This window comes from Streptomyces sp. NPDC041191 (genome assembly GCF_055591945.1).
The window spans coordinates 231335-247725 of record NZ_JBVIZC010000004.1; the positions used below are offsets into that span (position 1 = coordinate 231335).

The following is a 16391-nucleotide window of genomic DNA, read 5'->3' on the forward strand; positions in this document are numbered from 1 at the left end:
TAAGGTGATCCCCATGACCACCGCCTCCCCCGCGCACATCGCCATGTTCTCCATCGCCGCCCACGGCCACGTGAACCCGAGCCTGGAGGTCGTCCGCGAACTCGTCGCCCGGGGCCACCGCGTCAGTTACGCCGTCCCCGCGTCCTTCGCCGAGAAGGTCGCGGCGACCGGCGCCACGCCCGTCGTGCACACCTCGGTCCTGCCGACCGACGAGGACCCGGACGCCTGGGGCACGGAGCCGATCGACCACCTCGAACCGTTCCTGGCCGACGCCGTGCAGACGCTCCCGCAGCTCGCGAAGGCGTTCGAAGGGGACCGGCCCGACCTCGTGCTCCACGACGTCGCCTCGTACCCGGCGCCCGTCCTCGCCCACGCCTGGGGCGTCCCCGCCGTCTCCCTCTGGTCCCACCTGGTGCCGTGGGAGGGCTACGAGGAGGAGGTCGCCGAACCGATGTACGCCGGACTGATGGCGTCGGCCCGCGGCAGGGCGTACTACGCGAGGTTCGGGGCATGGCTCGCCGAGCACGGCATCGACACCCACCCCGACCGCTTCGTCGCCCGCCCGCGCCGCGCGATCGTCCTCGTCCCGCGCGCCCTCCAGCCGCACGCCGACCGGGTCGACGAGAACGTGTACACGTTCGTCGGCGCCTGCCAGGGCGAGCGCGCCGACCAGGGCGAGTGGCACCGGCCGGCCGGTGCGGAGAGGGTGCTCCTGGTCTCCCTGGGCTCCGCCCTCACCAAGCAGCCCGGCTTCTACCGGGCGTGCGTCGAGGCGTTCGGCGGCCTTCCGGGCTGGCACGTCGTCCTGCAGATCGGGAAGTTCGTCGACCCGGAGGAGCTGGGCGTCCTGCCCGGCAACGTCGAGGCGCACTCCTGGGTGCCCCAGCTGGCGATCCTGCGGCAGGCCGACGCCTTCGTCACCCACGCGGGCGCGGGCGGCAGCCAGGAGGGCCTGGCCACCGCCACCCCCATGGTGGCCGTGCCCCTGGCCACCGATCAGTTCGGGAACGCCGACGTGCTCGCCTCCCTGGGCGTGGCGCGGCACCTGCCGATGGAGGAGGTGACTCCCGGACGGCTGCGGGAGGCCGTGCTCTCGCTCGTGGACGATCCCGGCGTGGCCCGCCGTGCCCGTGAGATCCAGGACTCCATGGCCCGCGAGGGCGGCGCGCGCCGCGCCGCCGACCTGATCGAGGCCGAACTGGGCTGAACCCCGCCCGCCGACGGGCCCCGCCCCTTCCCGCGCGGAAAGCGCGGAAAGCGCGGAAAGCGCGGAAGCGCGGAAAGGGGCGGGACGGCGGGCCGCGGGATCAGACGACGGCACCCGCGCGTCGGCGCGGCGCGGCGACGGGCGCGGGAGCCGGATGGCGGATCTCCAGGGCGACGGCGAGCGGGATCGCGGTGAAGACGGTGGACGCCATGCCCAGGACGACGCCCGCGAGCAGCGCGATCGAGAAGTCCGTGAGCGAGTCCCCGCCGAGGACGGCGAGCGCCACCAGGACGAAGAGCGCGCCCATGCCCGTGTTGACGGTGCGCGGGAGGGTCTGGGCCACCGCCCGGTCGGCCAGGTCGGACAGCGGTACGCCGCCGCCGCGCCGCCGCAGTTCCCGCAGCCGGTCCAGGACCACGACCGAGTCGTTGACGGAGTAGCCGACGACGGTCAGCAGCGCCGCCAGGAACACGCTGTCCACCGGCTTGCCCAGCCAGGCGAACAGGCCGATCACGAGCAGGACGTCCTGGGTCATGGCCGCGACGGTGGCCGTGGCGTACGTCCAGCGGAACCGCACCGTCAGGTAGAGGAGCTGCGCCGCCACCGCCAGGCCGAGCGCGATCAGGGCGTGGGTGCGCAGTTCGTCGCCCAGGCTCGGGCCGATCAGGTCGTCCCGTTCCACCGTCACCGGGCCCGCGACCCCGGAGAGCGCCTTCTCGATCTTCTCCTGCTCGCCGTCCCCGGTCTCCTTCACCCGCACCGACACGTCGCCGTCGCCGGTCGTCTGCACGACGGCGTCGGGAAAGCCGGCGGCCGTGACGGCCGCGCGGGCGGCGTCGGCGTCCACCGGGCGCTCCGCCGCGTACTGGACGACCCGGCCGCCGGTGAACTCGACGCCGAACTCCATGCCCCGGACGCCGATTCCGGCGAGGGCGACGAGCAGGAGCGCGGCGCAGCCGGTCAGCCAGCGGCGGCGGTGGACCGTCAGGCGCGGGACGCGGCGGTTCAGCCGGGTCCGCAGCCGGCCGAGCGCGGCCATGCCGGTCACCGCGGGGCGCCTGCGCACCGCGGGCAGCCGGAGCGTCAGGTCGGCGAGGAGCCGGGTGATCACCATGGCGGTGAGGATCGAGGTCACCACGCCGACGGCGAGCGTCACGCCGAAGCCCTTGACCGGGCCCGTGGCGAAGACGAACAGCAGGCCGGCCGCGAGCAGGGTGGTGATGTGGGAGTCCGCGACCGCGCTCCACACCTTGCCGAACGCCGTCGTCACCGGCCGTCGCAGGTCCCGCCCGGCGGTCCGGCCCAGGGCGGCGTACTCCTCCCTGGCCCGTTCGAAGACCAGGACGTTCGCGTCGACGGCGATGCCGATGGCCAGGACGAAACCGGCGAGGCCGGGCAGGGTGAGGGTCGCGCCCAGGGCGACCACGGCGGCGTACGAGATCAGTCCGTACAGCAGCAGGGCGACGGTGGCGAGGAGGCCGAGGAGCCGGTAGACGACGATGACGAAGAGTCCGGTGCAGGCGAGGCCGATCACCGCCGCGAGGGCGCTGGCCCGGATCGCCTCCGCGCCGAGCGTCGGGCCCACGGTGCTCTGCTCGACCGTCGTCACGGGGACGGGCAGCGCGCCGCCCTGGACGAGGGCGGCGAGGTCGCGCGCCTCCTGGCCGGAGAAGCCGCCGGTGATCTGCGCGGAACCGCCGCCGATGCCCGCCCCGCAGGGGACGCCCGCCTCCATGCCGGGGGCGGAGACGATCTTGTCGTCCAGGACGATCGCGACCCTGCGGGCCGGGTCGCCCTGGGCGGCGCAGGCGGCGTCGCCGGTGATCCGCGCCCAGTCGCCCGCGGCCCCGTCCCGGAAGGAGAGGTCGACGGTCCAGCCCCGGCCGGTCGTGCTGTCCAGGACGGCTTCCGCGCCCTTGACGCCGTCGCCGGTGAGGGCGGGCGCCGCCAGGGAGAGGAAGCGGCCGGGCCCGTCGGGGTCGGCGAGGACGCGCGTCCCGTCCGCGGCGGCCGGTCCGGCCGGTCCCGGGGCCTCGCCGGTGACCGCGTGGAAGGTGAGCTGTGCCGTACGGCCGATGGTCGCGGCGGCCTGGCGCGGATCGCGCAGGCCCGGCAGTTCGACGACGATGCGCCGTTCGCCGGAACGGGCGAGCGACGGCTCCGCGACGCCGAGGCCGTCGACGCGCCTGCGGAGCACCTCCAGGGCGCGGTCGGTGGCGGCGGCGTCGGCGCGGACGGTGGGGCCGTCCTCGGTCTGGAGGACGATGCGGGTGCCGCCCCGCAGGTCGAGCCCGAGGCGGGGCGGGGTGGTCAGGGTGATCCAGAGGGAGAGCGCGACGACGGCGAGCGCGAGGAGCGCGCGCCAGAGCGCGGCACGAGAGGACATGGGTACTCCACAGGCAGCGCACGGGCCGGCGCGCGCCCCGGAAGGGCGCGCGGACCGTTCCCGTGCCGGACGTACGGTCGGATGCGCGTCGGCGACCGGTCCGTGGACATGCCGGTGCCCCGGACGGCGACGCGGAGGAACGTCAGCTGTGCCGGGTGGGGGGAGGACCGCGGGGGTCCCTCGGGACGTGGGGGCCGCCGGGCGGCGCCCGCTCGCGGCGGGGGTCACCGGCGAGGAGCCCCCGTACGGGCGGGGAGGAGCCGACGGGCGCGGCCGTGGGGGCGGCGGGAGGCGCCGGGAAGCGCACGGAGTGCTCGACGGCGGCCGGGAACCCGGCGACGGCGACGGGCGAGAGGTGCGGTTCCGGCGGTGCGAGGCGGTGGGCGGGTCCGGGGGCCGGGACCGTGCGGTCCGGCGGGCCCGTGACGGCCCGGGCGATCGTGGGGCCCGGGACGGTCCCGGCGGAGACGGGCGCCGGGGCGGCCGCGTCCGCGACGGGGGCGAGGAAGAGGGACCAGAGCGCGCAGAGCAGCACGGGCAGGAGGGCCGCGAGCCGCCGCGTGGAACGCCCCACCGCCCGCACCTCCCCCGCGCCGCCCGTCGTGCCGGGCGTTCGTGCCGGGCCTCGGGGTCAGCCTAGACCGGCCGGAGACGGGCCGGACCACCGGCTCCCGCCCCGGCCGGGGATGAGTACGGAAGTTGAGTACGTCCGCCCGTGCCGGGGCCCCGGCGGCCCGCGACGATGACGGCGTCAACGCATCCTCCTCGGCTCCAGGGGGCCCTCCGTGCTCAGCCGCATCGCCGCCCGCGTCGTTCCGTTCTTCGGGCGGCTGACCGTCACCGCCGACCCCGGGGCGCGTCTCGCGCCCGGCAGCATCCTGGTCGTGAACCACACCTCGCTCGCGGACCCGGCGCTCGTACTCGCCGCGCTCCGGCGGCGGCTGGCGGTCGAGCCGGTCCTGATGGCCGCCTCGGGGCTCTGGAGGGTCCCGGTCCTCGGACGGGCCCTGACCAGGGAGGGTCACGTGCCCGTGCACCGGGGCACGGCCCACGCGGCGACCGCCCTCGACCACGCGGCGGTCGCGCTCGCGTCGGGGCGGCACGTGATGCTGTACGCGGAGGGGCGCGTCCCGCAGCGCCGGGACGCCGCCGAGAACCCGCCCGAGGTCTTCCGGACCGGGCTCGCCCGCCTCGCCCTGGCCACCGGGGCGCAGGTCGTGCCGATCGGGCAGGCGGGTGCCCGGCGGATCACCTCCGGCGGGCGGGTGAAGCAGCTCGCCGGGGTGCTCACGGCGCCCGTCCGCAGGCCCGGCCTGCACGTCCACATCGGGGCGCCGCTGATCCTGCCCGGGGACGTGGCGGAGGCGACGGCGCTCGCGCACGGGGCCGTCACCGAGGCGTGGCGGACGGCGGCCGGAGCCCTGGGCGAACCGGCCGCCCTCGGCGGCGGCGTGGAACCCGCGGCGGCGCCGGCTTCGCACCCCCGCGCCGCCCGGAAGTGATCCGGACGAACCGGACCGGGTCCTGCCCGGGCGATCGCGACGCGCCCCGGCGGGGTCAGGCGGTGGCGATGCGGGCGAGGGCGCTGTGGAGCCGGCGGATCGCCTCTTCGGCTTCCGCGTACTGCTGGAGGGTCGGCGAGACGGCGCCGAAGGTGGGACCGTGCCCGGCGGGTACGGCACGCCAGTGCAGGATCGGGGTGAGGGCGGTGGCAGCCGCGCCGAGGAACCAGGCCATGCTTCCGTGTACGTGGGCGAGGGCGATGGCCACAGCGGCAAGCGCTTCCCGCAGGTGTCCCAGCCGGGTGACCGCGGGCAGCTCCTGCTGGGGTCGAGGGCCGTCCAGGACGGCGCGCAGATCCGCGGCGGCCCGCGCCGCGACGGTACGGTCGTTGGCCGACAGGACCCATGTGTGCTCGCGGATCTGCCGTTCGGCTTCCTCCACCAGTTCTTCGATGTCCTGTCGCATGCCCATGCCGGCGATCCTATGCCCCCGCTCATCGGCGACAGAGCGAGGGCAGCCCGCCCGCGCTCCAGCCCCGCGGCGCCGAGCGGTCCGACGTGATCGGCGGGACAGGCCCCCGGGGGCGTCGCGGGCACGGTCGAAGCGGAGGAACCGGTGGAGGGCATCGGGTTCCCGGCCCTTCCTCCGGTGGCCGGAGGTCTGTGGGACGAGGGGTGCACGACGGGTCGGTCACGCCCGTCCGCCGGACGCGCGCCGCCCCCTCAGGAGCACAAGGCGTGCTCGGCGGTGCTGACGAGGGTCGCGCTGACGCGGTCGAGGGGCAGTGCGCGGCCGGTGTAGAGCAGGTCGAAGCTGTCGAAGCCGGTCAGCAGCCACAGCACGTCGGCGGCCTGGGCGGCGGTGAGGCCGCCGCGGAGCACGCCCTGCTCGGCGAGTCGGCCGGCAAGGCCGTTCATGCCTTCGGCGCGTCCGCGTTCGAGGCGCTGTACCGCGCCGGCGACCGCTTCGGCGTCGAGCTGTGCCATCGAGAACAGTGCGCGCAGCACGTCCCGGTGCGCCGCGTACATCAGCACGTTGCCGTGGACGCCGCGGCGCAGGCCCTCCCGGGCATCAGGGTGGAGCACCCCGCGCACCATCTCGGTGAATCCGCCGCGCTCGAGCAGGTCCATGCCGAGCGCGTCGAACAGGCCCGCGCGTGAACCGAAGACCGTGTAGACGGTGGAACGTGACACCTCCGCGAGCTTGGCGACCTTGTCCACGCCGACCGGCTCGGACGGCGCCTCGCGCAGGCGTTGGCAGGCGGCGTCGAGAATGCGGCGCCTCGTCTCTTCCGCGGCCCGGGCGCGCAGCCGCTGTTCGTACTTCCGAGTCGGGGGCATGGTTCCGCACCCTAGCATTCGCTTGACAGCATGTCTTACGAAAGACAGTCTGTCCGATGAAAACGCATCGACCGATGCGCCACGGAGAACGGGGGCAGCATGCGCGTGATGATCCGATACACCGTCAGACCGGAACGGGTGGAGCAGAGCGTGGCATTGCTGCGCGCCGTCTACGCGGACCTCGAACGCCTCCGCCCGTCCGGTCTGCGCTACGACACCTTCCGCCTCGACGACAGCGGCGGTTTTCTGGCCCTGATCGAGTCCGAGGGCGGCCCGGCGGAGGCCCCGCACCACCAGCTGCCTTCCTTCCAGCGCTATCGCGCCGCCCTGAGCGAGATCTGTACGGAGCAGCCCAGCGTGACCCATCTGGACGAAGTGGGCTCCTACCGGTCCGAGTGATAGCAGTCCGCGCAGCGCCCGGGCCACAGCTCGATCCGGGCCCGGGCGGGCGTTGGCCGCTCGACCTGGACGCCGACCGCCATCGATCACCGAACACCGAACACGCCGGAGCCGTTCGCCCAGTACCGCGATGGCGGGCCGGGATCGCGCCGGCCCCGGAATCCGCCCGCGGTGTCGTCCTCCCTCAGGGAGCCGCCGGGAGGCCGGCGGCGAGGCCCAGGTCGCCGTCGGCGGGTGCGGCGAAGTGGCGGGCCACGTCCGCGTCGGTGACCTCGGCGAGGGTGGCGGGGCGCCAGCGCGGGGCGCGGTCCTTGTCGATCACCTGGGCACGGATGCCCTCCACCAGGTCGGGGGTGGCCAGGGCGGCGCGGGAGACGCGGTACTCCAGGTCCAGGACCTCCTCCAGGGTGGCGAGGGCGCGGGAGCGGCGGAGGGCGGCGAGCGTCGTCTTGAGAGCGGTCGGGGACTTCGCGAGGAGGGTGGTGGCCGCCTCCTTGGCCGCGGGCACGCCGGTGCCGAAGAGCCGCTCGACGATCTCCTCGACGGCGGGGGCGGTATAGCAGGCGTCGATCCACTCCCGCTGTTCCGGGAGGACGCCCGGCGGGGGCGTGGCCGCGTGCCGGGCGAGGGCCTCGTCGGCGGGCAGCCGTGTCAGCTCCCCGGCCAGGGCGGGGAGCGCGGCGGCGGGGACGTACCGGTCGGCGAGGCCGGTGAGGATCGCGTCGGCGGCGCCGACCCGGTCGCCGGTGAGGGCGAGGTGGGTGCCGAGTTCGCCGGGGGCGCGCCCGAGGAGGTACGTGCCGCCGACGTCGGGGACGAAGCCGATGCCGGTCTCGGGCATGGCGACCCGCGAGCGTTCGGTGACGACGCGGTGGGAGCCGTGGGCGGAGAGCCCGACGCCGCCGCCCATGACGATGCCGTCCATGAGGGCGACGTAGGGCTTGGGGTAGCGGGCGATCCGGGCGTTGAGCCGGTACTCGTCCCGCCAGAAGGCCGCCGACGCGGCGCCTCCGGCGCGGGCGTCGTCGTGGATGGCCCGGATGTCGCCCCCGGCGCACAGGCCCCGCTCCCCCGCCCCTTCGAGGACGACGGTGGTGACGGCCGGATCGTGTTCCCACTCCGTGAGGGCGGCGTCCACGGCGAGGACCATGGCGTGGGTGAGCGCGTTGATGGCGCGGGGCCGGTTCAGGGTGACGAACCCGGCGCGGCCCTCTGTCCGGAGGAGTACGTCGGGGGTTCCGGTCGGCACGGTCACTCGGTCCCTTCGGGTGGTGCGGCTCGCTGTTCCGGCCACCGTACCGGGCCCGCCGGGAGGGCCCCGGAGCGCCCGTGACCGCCGCCCCGGGAGAGCGGGGCGGCGGTCACGGGTCCTCAGGCCGGGAGCAGGTCGTGCCGGCGCGGGGCGGTCATGCGGAGTTCGAGGACGTCGCGGACGGCGGGCCACTCCTCGTCGAGGACCGAGTAGAAGGCCGTGTCGCGGACGGCTCCGTCGAGGCCCCGGGAGTGGGCGCGGCGGACGCCCTCGCAGGTCGCTCCGAGACGTTCGATCGCGATTCTGGAGCGGGTGTTGCGGGCGTCGGCGCGCAGGGTGACGCGCCGGACGCCCCAGACGTCGAAGGCGTGCCGGAGCATGAGGTACTTGGCCTCGGTGTTGACGCCGGTGCCCCGCGCGGCGCCCGCGATCCACGTGTTGCCGATCTCGGCCGCGTCGGGGACGGCGGTCAGGGGATCGCCGTGGGGCATGCCCGGGACGGGGGGCCAGACGAGCGGGCCCCGCCAGTAGTCGAGTTCGAGGAACCGGGTCGAACCGACGACCCGTTCGTCGGCCGTACTGACCAGGGCGAAGGGCAGGCAACGGCCTGCCGCCTGATCGGTCAGGGCACGGGCGATGTAGTCGAGGGCCGATTCGAGGCCGTCGGGCACGGGGGTGAAGGCGTAGGCCGATCGGTCCGCCCCGCCGGCCCGGGCGAGGGCTTCGGCGTGCCGCATCGCCAGCGGCTCCAGGCGCACGGAGCGCCCGGTCAGGAGAACAGGTACTGGCACGGAACCTCGGGTCTTTCACGGGCAGGGAGGCTTCCGCCACGGAGAGTCCGCGGCGGAGCTGGAGGGAGGTTCTCGCCGGTGCCGACCAGGTCGTGAGAACGACGAATGAGCAGGTGAGAGCGGTTCGTCACCGGTGCGAGGAGGACAGTATGCAGCCACAACCGCTCGGAGAACAGAACCCCTGGCGAACCCGGGCGCACGCGGGGGTGAAGCCTCTCGTCCGCCCCGGTTCCGCCGGTCTCACGCAACGGACGGGGCCGCCCGCCAGTCGGACGGCCCGGCCGCTCACACGCAGGTGGGATGGCCCCAGCCGTCGGGGTTCCTGCTGATGGTCTCGCCCTTGTCGTAGGCCCTGCCGCAACGGCAGCGGCCCGCGAATCTCGCCTTGAGCGTGCCGCCGGACGGGCGTGTCCGGCGGGTGGCGGAGCCGTTCGCCGACACCGCCCTGGGCCCGGACGGCGCGGAGGAGCGCGAGCGGGGCGCGGAGGCGCGGGCGGGCGCCTCCGGCGGGGGGAGCAGGGCGCCGGAGGCGGAGCCCGCGGCCTCCTGGGTACGGGCGGTGTGGCCGGCCGCGCGGTCGGCGGCGTCGTTGAGGGGGTCGCCGTCCACCTGGTGCGCGGGGGTGTACACGAAGTCGACGTCGCGGCCGGTGAGGAGCGCGTCGATGCGGACCACCAGGTCCTTGTTGGCGACGGGGCTGCCGGAGGCGGTCTTCCAGCCCTTGCGGCGCCAGCCGGGGAGCCAGGTCGTGACGGCCTTCATGGCGTACTGCGAGTCCATGCGGATCTCGACGGGCACGCCGGGGTCGAGGGCCTCCAGGAGCCTCTCCAGGGCCGTGAGTTCGGCCACGTTGTTGGTCGCCCGGCCGAGCGGGCCCGCCTCCCAGCGGTCGACCGACCCGTCGGCCCGGCCGATGACCCATGCCCAGGCCGCGGGGCCGGGGTTTCCCTTCGACGCGCCGTCGCACGCCGCGATGATCTTCTCCACCATCCCACGATCCTGACACGGCCCCGGGGGCGGCCGGACCCGCCCCCGGCGGGGCCGGGGCGCGCCGCTCAGAAGGCGCCGTAGTTGACCTGCCAGGTGGGCAGGCCGATGCGGCGCCAGAGGGCCACGACGCGGTCGCGGTCGTCGAGGGAGACGCGGACGGCGTAGCGGTGGCGTACGTGGGCGTCGAAGAGCTCCGCCTTGACGAGGTCGTCGCCCCGGCCGTCGCCGGAGGCCCGCATCCACAGTTCGTCGTAGGGCACGTCGTGGTGGGCGAGCCAGTCCTCGGTGAGGGCGCGGTGGTCCTCGCTGCGTCCGGACAGCAGGACGATCCGGTCGTCCTCGGCGTCCCGGAACGCCTTCAGGGCGTCGCGCACGGAGAGGTTGAGCACGTCGCGGTCGCACCGGGTGAAGTCGTACGGGCCCCGGTCGACGCGCAGGGCGAGGGTGCCGTCGATGTCGCACATGACGGCGGTGGGGAGCGCCGGGTCGGGGACGTAGGGCTCGACGGCCGGGCGGTCGTCGAACCATTCGGCGGTGAGGCGCCAGCCGCCCCGGACGGCCTTGGCGTGCTTGTCGGCGAGGACGCGGATGATCTCCTCGCCGACGGGCCGCTCGCGGGCGGCGTCGCGGCGGACGCACTCCTCGACGGGCACGCCGGTGTGGTCGTGGACGGCGAAGGTGACGTCCAGGCCCGTGACGGCGGCCTTGAGCCGCTTGGGGATGTGGGGGGTGAGGTGGGTGTTGTCGACGACGACGTCGAAGCCGCCCTCGACGGCCGCGCGGACGGCGGCGTCCTGGACGGCGAGGACGGTCTGCTCGTGGGTGTGCGAGCGGCCCCGCTCCGGGTCGGGCAGGTCGAGCATGGCCCGCAGGTCGTCGAGGTTGACGCGGCGCACGCGTCCCTCGGCGCCGGCCTGGAGGGCGCGGGCGGCCGTCGTCTTCCCCGAGGCGGGAAGACCGGTCATGACGTGGACGACGGGCACGGTCTCAGTTCTCCTCGTCGTGGGCGAAGGGGTCGGTGGCCTCGGGGCGGATCTGCCGCCAGACGAGGAGGTCGGTGGGGCGTCCGTCGAGACGCTGGAAGAGGGCGGCGCGCAGGCCCCGGTCGGGCAGGGCGGCGGCCGCGCGGGCGAAGGCGGCCCGGTCGCCGGCGAGGTGGGCCAGGCGGGCGTACGCCTCGTCCACGGCCCGTTCCCGGTCGGCGGCGGCCGTCTCCAGACGGTCGATCACCCCGCGCACCCAGTGGTCGAACTCGTCGGGGACCTGCTCCAGGAGGGCGTCGAGGGGCTTGCCGCCGGACGCCTCGACGTCGGTGACGGAGCAGCCGAGACCGTTCGCGAGCCGCGTGGCGGGCAGGCCGGCGAAGCGCTGGATGCCGTGGCCGCGCCAGATGTCCCGCTCGGTGACCCCGGTGAGCACCTTGTGGAGGCGGACGTACTCGCCGAGCTTGGCCTTGGCGCGCAGGCCCGAGGCGAAGCGCAGGACGAAGCCCTCGGCGTCGGTGCCGGTGGCCGGGCGGCCGTCCGGCAGGGTGTTGGACTCGGTGAGGGCGACGAGTTCGGCGACGCTCGCGACGGACCAGGTGCGGACGACGCTGCCGAGCGGCGCCCAGGAGGCGGCGGCCTCGGCGAGCGGCACCTCGGTGCCGTCCGGGCCGAGGGCGGCGAGCAGGACGAGGTCGCGGCGTCCGCCGTAGTTCACGACGACGCGGTTGCCCGGGTAGAGCATCTCCGCGAGGTACGTGACGCCGGGCGTCAGCCCCGTGGTGTCGGCGGCGTCGAGGCGGCGCTGGGCCCAGACGGCCTGGGAGCTGGTGAAGGAGCCCTTGGAGGCGGCGTGCCAGCGGCCGGCGTAGTGGAAGACCACGGCGAGGCTGCCGTCGACCTTGTCGTACACCTCGAAGGGTTCGTCGGGCAGCGGGGGCGCGTAGGGGCTGCCGGTGGCGTGCTCGGCGAGGTTGAAGAACTTGGGGAGCGGCAGCGCGACGACCCGCCCGGTGGTGTCGTCGGCGACGAGGCCGCGGCAGCGGAGGGTGGCCCGGTTCCAGTGCTGGGCGTACTGGCACGCGCGCGTGTAGGTGTAGATCGACAGCGGCAGTCCGGGATGCGGTTTCCGCGTCACGTGTCCGTCCGCGAGGGCGGCGGCGAGTTCGTCGGACGGCATCAGGTCGTGCAGAGTCAGGGTGTCCTGGCTCATGGGGTCCCCTCCCGTGGTGTTTCGGTGATCCATTCTTGGTGAGGAGAGGCGTGAAGGACACTGATTATCGGACCGGAAGCCGTCGGCGGAGGTCGCGGCGGACTCCCCGTCCCGGGCGTGTCGGCCGTGCCCCGTAGACTCGCCGTCGCCCTGCCGGTGACGGAACCGGCGCAGACGAAAGAAGCGAACCCCATGAACCACGCGGACGGCACGGCACCGATCTACGCCGAGCTCATACGGGAGCGGGGGGATGTTCCCGGTGACGTCCGCCAGGTCGCGGAGGAGGTCCTGCGGGACCTGAGCCGGGTCATTCCGGCTCCCCCGCAGGGCGGTCCCGCCCCGCAGGGAGCCGCCTCGCACGCGCGCGCGGGCGCGTCCCACGCCGGTCCCGGCGGCCCGGCGGGGCCGAACGCCCCGCTGGGCCCGCGGGGCCAGGCGGGGCCGGGCGGCCAGGCCGGGCCGGGAGGCGCCGGGGGCCCGATGGGCGTCACCGGCCCCATGGGGGTCGTGGGCCAGGCGGGCGCCGTCGTCCCGCACCGGCCGCTGCGGTAGCCGGGCCGGGCGCTGTCCGTGCCGTACTCCATGCTGCCCACCGGGACGGCTCGCGCCGCGAGGGGGCGGGACACGCGCGGAGACAAGGGGACGGCGACATGGCCGAGGTACTGCTCTTCCATCACTCGCTCGGGCTGACGGAGGGCGTGGAGGCGTTCGCCGACGGGCTGCGGCGGGCGGGGCACACGGTGCACGTGCCCGATCTGTACGGAGGGCGCACCTTCGAGGATCTGGCGGAGGGGGTCGCCCACTCCTCGCGGACCGGCTTCATGGAGCGCGCCGGCCGGATCGCCGACGAGCTGCCGGAACGCCTCGTCCACGCCGGGTTCTCGCTCGGCGTGATGCCCGCGCAGAAACTGGCGCAGACCCGGCCCGGAGCCCTCGGCGCCCTTCTGATCGGCGGCTGCCTGCCGGTGGACGCCTTCGCGGAGGAGTGGCCGGAGGGCGTGCCCGTCCAGGTGCACGGGATGGACGCGGACCCGTACTTCACCGACGACGGAGACCTCGCGGCCGCACGCGAGCTGGTGGCGGGCGCGGCGGACCGGGAGCTGTTCCTGTACCCGGGGAGCGCCCACCTGTTCGCGGAGCGCGGCACGCCGTCCTTCGTGCCCGGGGCGGCGGCGCTCTGTGCCGAGCGGGCGCTGCGCTTCCTGGACGGCCTCGCGGCGGTGTGACCCGGCCCGGCCCACGACCGCCGGGAAAGGGCGCGCCCACGACCGCCCGGGAAGGGGCGGACCGGGCTTCCGGCCGACCCCGTGTCGTCCGAACGGTGGACCCGGCGGGGGTGGACACGGGCGGAGGATCGGGACAGGGCGCGGGCCCGCCCCCGCGGAGCCGCCCGCGCGGCCGCCGCACCGAGGAGTCCGTCATGACGAAGTCCCGCCGTCCGTCCCGCGCCGCCCGCACCCTCGTGTCCGGCGCGGTGGCGGCCGTCCTGCTGACGGGGTGCGCCCCGGGGACCGGGGGCACGGCCGCCGGGACGGGCACGCGGACGGGGATGCCCGCCGGCCCGTCCGCTCCGGGCCCGGCGGGCACCGCTCCCTCCGACACCCCGGCCCCCTCCCCCGGCGGGGCCGCGTCCGGAACCCTGCTCGTCGCCGACTTCGGTTCCGACACGGTCACCTTCGTCGATCCCGCGCGGGGGGCCACCGGGTCCGTGAAGGCGGGCGTCGCGCCGTACGGTCTGGCGGTCGGCACCGACGGGCGCGCCTGGGTGGCGACCGCCGAGGGGGTGGCGGTGGTGGACACCGCGTCCCGGAAACGGCTCGCGCTGGTCCCGTACCGGACGGGGACCGGGCCGGTGACCACGGGCGAGTACCGGGGCGGCGGCATGGGCATCGCGCTCGCCCCGGACGGGCGGCGGGTGTACGCGGGGGTCAACGTGCCCGGCGGGAACGGCGTGCTGGAGGTGATCGACACGGCGTCGCTGCGGGTCGTCGGCGCGGTGCCGGTCGGACGGCGCCCGTTCGACGTGGACGTGTCGGGGGACGGCGCCGAGGTGTACGTGACGAACCACGACTCCTTCGACGTCACGGTCGTGACGGCGGGGACGCTGGAGCCCCGGCGGGTGGAGGTCGCCCCGTACGGCACGGAGGGCGGGCTCGGCTCCTGGCTCAAACCGCACTACGCGGCGGTGCGGCCCTCGGACGGGAGGTTGCTGCTGCCGTTCGAGGGCGAGCGGCTCGCCGTGGTCGATCCCCGTATGGGCCGGACGGCGATCGAGCCGATGACCGCGAACACGCACCAGCACGGGGTCGCCGTGACCGCCGACGGGACGCTGCTCGCCGTGGGCACGGGGCCGATCGACCCGGCGGTGGACGACGGGCCCTCCCTGACGGTGCGCGCGCCGGACGGGTCCGAGCGGGTGTATCCGCTGGAGGGGCCGCACGAGAACGTGGCCGTGTCCCGGGACGGGCGCACCGCCTATGTGACCGGCGGGTTCACCCGGGACGGGTACGGGGACGTCCTGACCGTCGTCGACCTCGCCACGGGTGCCGCCCGCCGGCTCCCGGCGGGTTCGCGGCCCCTGGGGATCGCGGTCCTCTGACGCCCGCCCCCCTGACGGACCGCCGGAGGCGGTCCCGGCGGCGGAAGGCCGGTGAGAACGGCCGCGAGCGGGTAGCCGGTGGCGGAGGGCGCCGGACCGGAACGGACCGCTCCGAAGAGCGATTCAGCCGTAATGGCGATAAAAAGAGTGAACAAGGAATATTCAGCGAAAAAGTATTACATGATCACACTCAGCCACACCCCATGGCTCCCTGCACGCTCATACGGAAGGCGGACAGCGTGACGCGACCGAGGATTCTCGTGGTGGGCGCCGGCTTCGCCGGAGTCGCCTGTGTACGGAGGCTCGAACGGCGGCTGGCGGAGCGGGAGGCGGTCATCACGCTCCTTTCGCCGTTCTCGTACCAGCTCTACCTCCCCCTGCTCCCCCAGGTGGCGGCGGGGGTCCTGACCCCGCAGTCGGTCGCCCTGTCGCTGCGGCGCAGCGAGCGGCACCGGACCCGGATCGTCCCCGGGGGCGTGGTCGGGATCGACACGGCGGCGAAGGTCTGCGTGGTGCGCACGATCTCCGGCGAGTACGTGAACGAGCCGTACGACCACCTCGTGCTCGCCCCCGGCAGCGTGACCCGGACCTTCGACATCCCGGGGCTCACCGAGTACGCGCGGGGGATGAAGACGCTCGCGGAGGCCGCGTACATCCGCGACCACGTCATCGCCCAACTGGACCTGGCGGACGCGAGCAACGACGAGGCGGAGCGGGCCGCGCGGCTGCAGTTCGTGGTCGTCGGCGGCGGTTACGCGGGGACGGAGACCGCGGCCTGCCTCCAGCTGCTCACCCAGAACGCGGTCGAGCGGTACCCCCGGCTCGACCCGTCGCTCATCAAGTGGCACCTGGTGGACATCGCGCCGAAGCTCATGCCCGAACTGGGCGACAAGCTGGGCAAGGCCGCGATGGACATCCTGACCCGGCGCGGCATCGAGGTCTCGCTCGGCGTCTCGGTGGCCTCGGTGGACGAGAAGACCGTGACGCTCACGGACGGGCGGGTGCTGCCGAGCCGGACGCTGATCTGGACGGCCGGGGTGGCCGCGAGCCCCCTGATCGGCACGCTCGGCACGGAGACCGTCAAGGGCCGGGCCGCCGTCACGCCCGAGATGGCCGTACCGGGGCTCGACGGGGTGTGGGCGCTCGGGGACGCGGCGGCGGTGCCCGACCTCGCCAAGGGCGAGGAGGGCGCGATCTGCCCGCCCACGGCCCAGCACGCGATGCGGCAGGGCAAGGCGGTCGCCGACAACCTGGTCTCGACCCTTCGCGGCGAGCCGACCCACCCGTACCGGCACAAGGACCTGGGTCTCGTGGTGGACCTGGGCGGGATGGACGGGGTCTCGAAGCCGCTCGGCGTGGAGCTCCACGGGATGCCGGCGCAGGCCGTGGCCCGCGCCTACCACTGGGGCGCGCTGCGGACCAACGTGGCCAAGACCCGGGTGCTGACGAACTGGCTGCTCAACGCCGTGGCCGGGGACGACTACGTGCGCACCGGATTCCTGGCCTCCAAGGCGGGGACGCTGCGGGACTTCGAGTACACCGACGCGTACCTGACGCCGGAGCAGGTCCGCACCCACACGGCCTCGTTCCGGGGCGGGGTCAAGTCCGGCGGCTGAGCGGGAAGGACGGGCGGCGGGACTCCCGGCGGTGGGCCGGGGGTCCCGCCGTCGCCGTGGGCGGGCGCCTCGCGGCGGGACCGGCGGCGCGCGGGGTCCGGCGCCTGCGCGG

The 16391-nt window shown here is 75.1% G+C and carries 16 protein-coding genes; 7 read left to right on the plus strand and 9 right to left on the minus strand.

The genetic code is table 11. The features are described 5' to 3' along the window. Positions 1-13: 13 nt before the first annotated feature. Positions 14-1207: a macrolide-inactivating glycosyltransferase gene (mgt, locus tag ACZ6AQ_RS09815; protein ID WP_468758832.1), complete on the plus strand. Its 1194-nt coding sequence runs from the start codon at positions 14-16 to the stop codon at positions 1205-1207. Between the two features lie 100 nt (positions 1208-1307). Here mgt and secD read toward each other — a convergent pair whose 3' ends face one another. Beyond that, positions 1308-3593, minus strand: coding sequence for a protein translocase subunit SecD (gene secD / locus ACZ6AQ_RS09820; RefSeq protein ID WP_468758834.1), 2286 nt, complete (start codon positions 3591-3593; stop codon positions 1308-1310). Positions 3594-3735: 142 nt separating this feature from the next. Then, positions 3736-4167, minus strand: a complete 432-nt coding sequence (locus tag ACZ6AQ_RS09825; RefSeq protein ID WP_468758836.1) for a hypothetical protein — start codon at positions 4165-4167, stop codon at positions 3736-3738. 211 nt (positions 4168-4378) lie between these two features. On the opposite strand from ACZ6AQ_RS09825, the gene ACZ6AQ_RS09830 reads away from it, so the two are divergent. Next, positions 4379-5095 carry a lysophospholipid acyltransferase family protein gene (locus ACZ6AQ_RS09830; RefSeq protein WP_468758838.1) on the plus strand — a complete coding sequence of 239 codons (717 nt, stop codon included), beginning with the start codon at positions 4379-4381 and terminating at the stop codon, positions 5093-5095. Positions 5096-5150: 55 nt separating this feature from the next. On the opposite strand, the gene ACZ6AQ_RS09835 is transcribed toward ACZ6AQ_RS09830, so the two are convergent. Next, entirely contained in the window at positions 5151-5567 is a 417-nt protein-coding gene (locus ACZ6AQ_RS09835) for a hypothetical protein (RefSeq protein WP_468758839.1), read from the minus strand. A gap of 251 nt (positions 5568-5818) precedes the next feature. Next, on the minus strand, positions 5819-6436 hold the full coding sequence (locus ACZ6AQ_RS09840; protein WP_468758841.1) for a TetR/AcrR family transcriptional regulator: 618 nt from the start codon (positions 6434-6436) through the stop codon (positions 5819-5821). 108 nt (positions 6437-6544) lie between these two features. Here ACZ6AQ_RS09840 and ACZ6AQ_RS09845 point away from each other — a divergent pair, with 108 nt between their 5' ends. After that, complete coding sequence (locus ACZ6AQ_RS09845; protein WP_468758843.1) at positions 6545-6835, plus strand: hypothetical protein; 291 nt, start codon at positions 6545-6547, stop codon at positions 6833-6835. Between the two features lie 184 nt (positions 6836-7019). On the opposite strand, the gene ACZ6AQ_RS09850 is transcribed toward ACZ6AQ_RS09845, so the two are convergent. The 5 genes from ACZ6AQ_RS09850 to ACZ6AQ_RS09870 all read right to left on the minus strand — a co-directional run bounded on the left by ACZ6AQ_RS09850 (position 7020) and on the right by ACZ6AQ_RS09870 (position 12064). Beyond that, positions 7020-8084: an enoyl-CoA hydratase/isomerase family protein gene (locus tag ACZ6AQ_RS09850; RefSeq protein ID WP_468758844.1), complete on the minus strand. Its 1065-nt coding sequence runs from the start codon at positions 8082-8084 to the stop codon at positions 7020-7022. A gap of 122 nt (positions 8085-8206) precedes the next feature. Next, positions 8207-8878, minus strand: a complete 672-nt coding sequence (locus tag ACZ6AQ_RS09855) for a GNAT family N-acetyltransferase (RefSeq protein WP_468758845.1) — start codon at positions 8876-8878, stop codon at positions 8207-8209. Positions 8879-9163: 285 nt separating this feature from the next. After that, positions 9164-9868: a ribonuclease H family protein gene (locus ACZ6AQ_RS09860; RefSeq protein WP_468758847.1), complete on the minus strand. Its 705-nt coding sequence runs from the start codon at positions 9866-9868 to the stop codon at positions 9164-9166. Between the two features lie 65 nt (positions 9869-9933). Then, the gene (locus tag ACZ6AQ_RS09865; RefSeq protein ID WP_468758849.1) at positions 9934-10851 is read right to left on the minus strand and encodes a phosphatase domain-containing protein; all 918 of its coding nucleotides are present in this window, start codon (positions 10849-10851) and stop codon (positions 9934-9936) included. Positions 10852-10855: 4 nt separating this feature from the next. Further along, entirely contained in the window at positions 10856-12064 is a 1209-nt protein-coding gene (locus tag ACZ6AQ_RS09870) for an RNA ligase (protein WP_468758851.1), read from the minus strand. Between the two features lie 192 nt (positions 12065-12256). Here ACZ6AQ_RS09870 and ACZ6AQ_RS09875 point away from each other — a divergent pair, with 192 nt between their 5' ends. The 4 genes from ACZ6AQ_RS09875 to ACZ6AQ_RS09890 all read left to right on the plus strand — a co-directional run bounded on the left by ACZ6AQ_RS09875 (position 12257) and on the right by ACZ6AQ_RS09890 (position 16279). Next, positions 12257-12616 carry a hypothetical protein gene (locus tag ACZ6AQ_RS09875; protein WP_468758853.1) on the plus strand — a complete coding sequence of 120 codons (360 nt, stop codon included), beginning with the start codon at positions 12257-12259 and terminating at the stop codon, positions 12614-12616. 98 nt (positions 12617-12714) lie between these two features. Next, on the plus strand, positions 12715-13290 hold the full coding sequence (locus ACZ6AQ_RS09880) for a dienelactone hydrolase family protein (RefSeq protein WP_468758854.1): 576 nt from the start codon (positions 12715-12717) through the stop codon (positions 13288-13290). Positions 13291-13484: 194 nt separating this feature from the next. Then, on the plus strand, positions 13485-14663 hold the full coding sequence (locus ACZ6AQ_RS09885; RefSeq protein ID WP_468758855.1) for a YncE family protein: 1179 nt from the start codon (positions 13485-13487) through the stop codon (positions 14661-14663). Positions 14664-14902: 239 nt separating this feature from the next. Then, entirely contained in the window at positions 14903-16279 is a 1377-nt protein-coding gene (locus tag ACZ6AQ_RS09890; protein WP_468758857.1) for an NAD(P)/FAD-dependent oxidoreductase, read from the plus strand. Positions 16280-16391 lie beyond the last annotated feature (112 nt).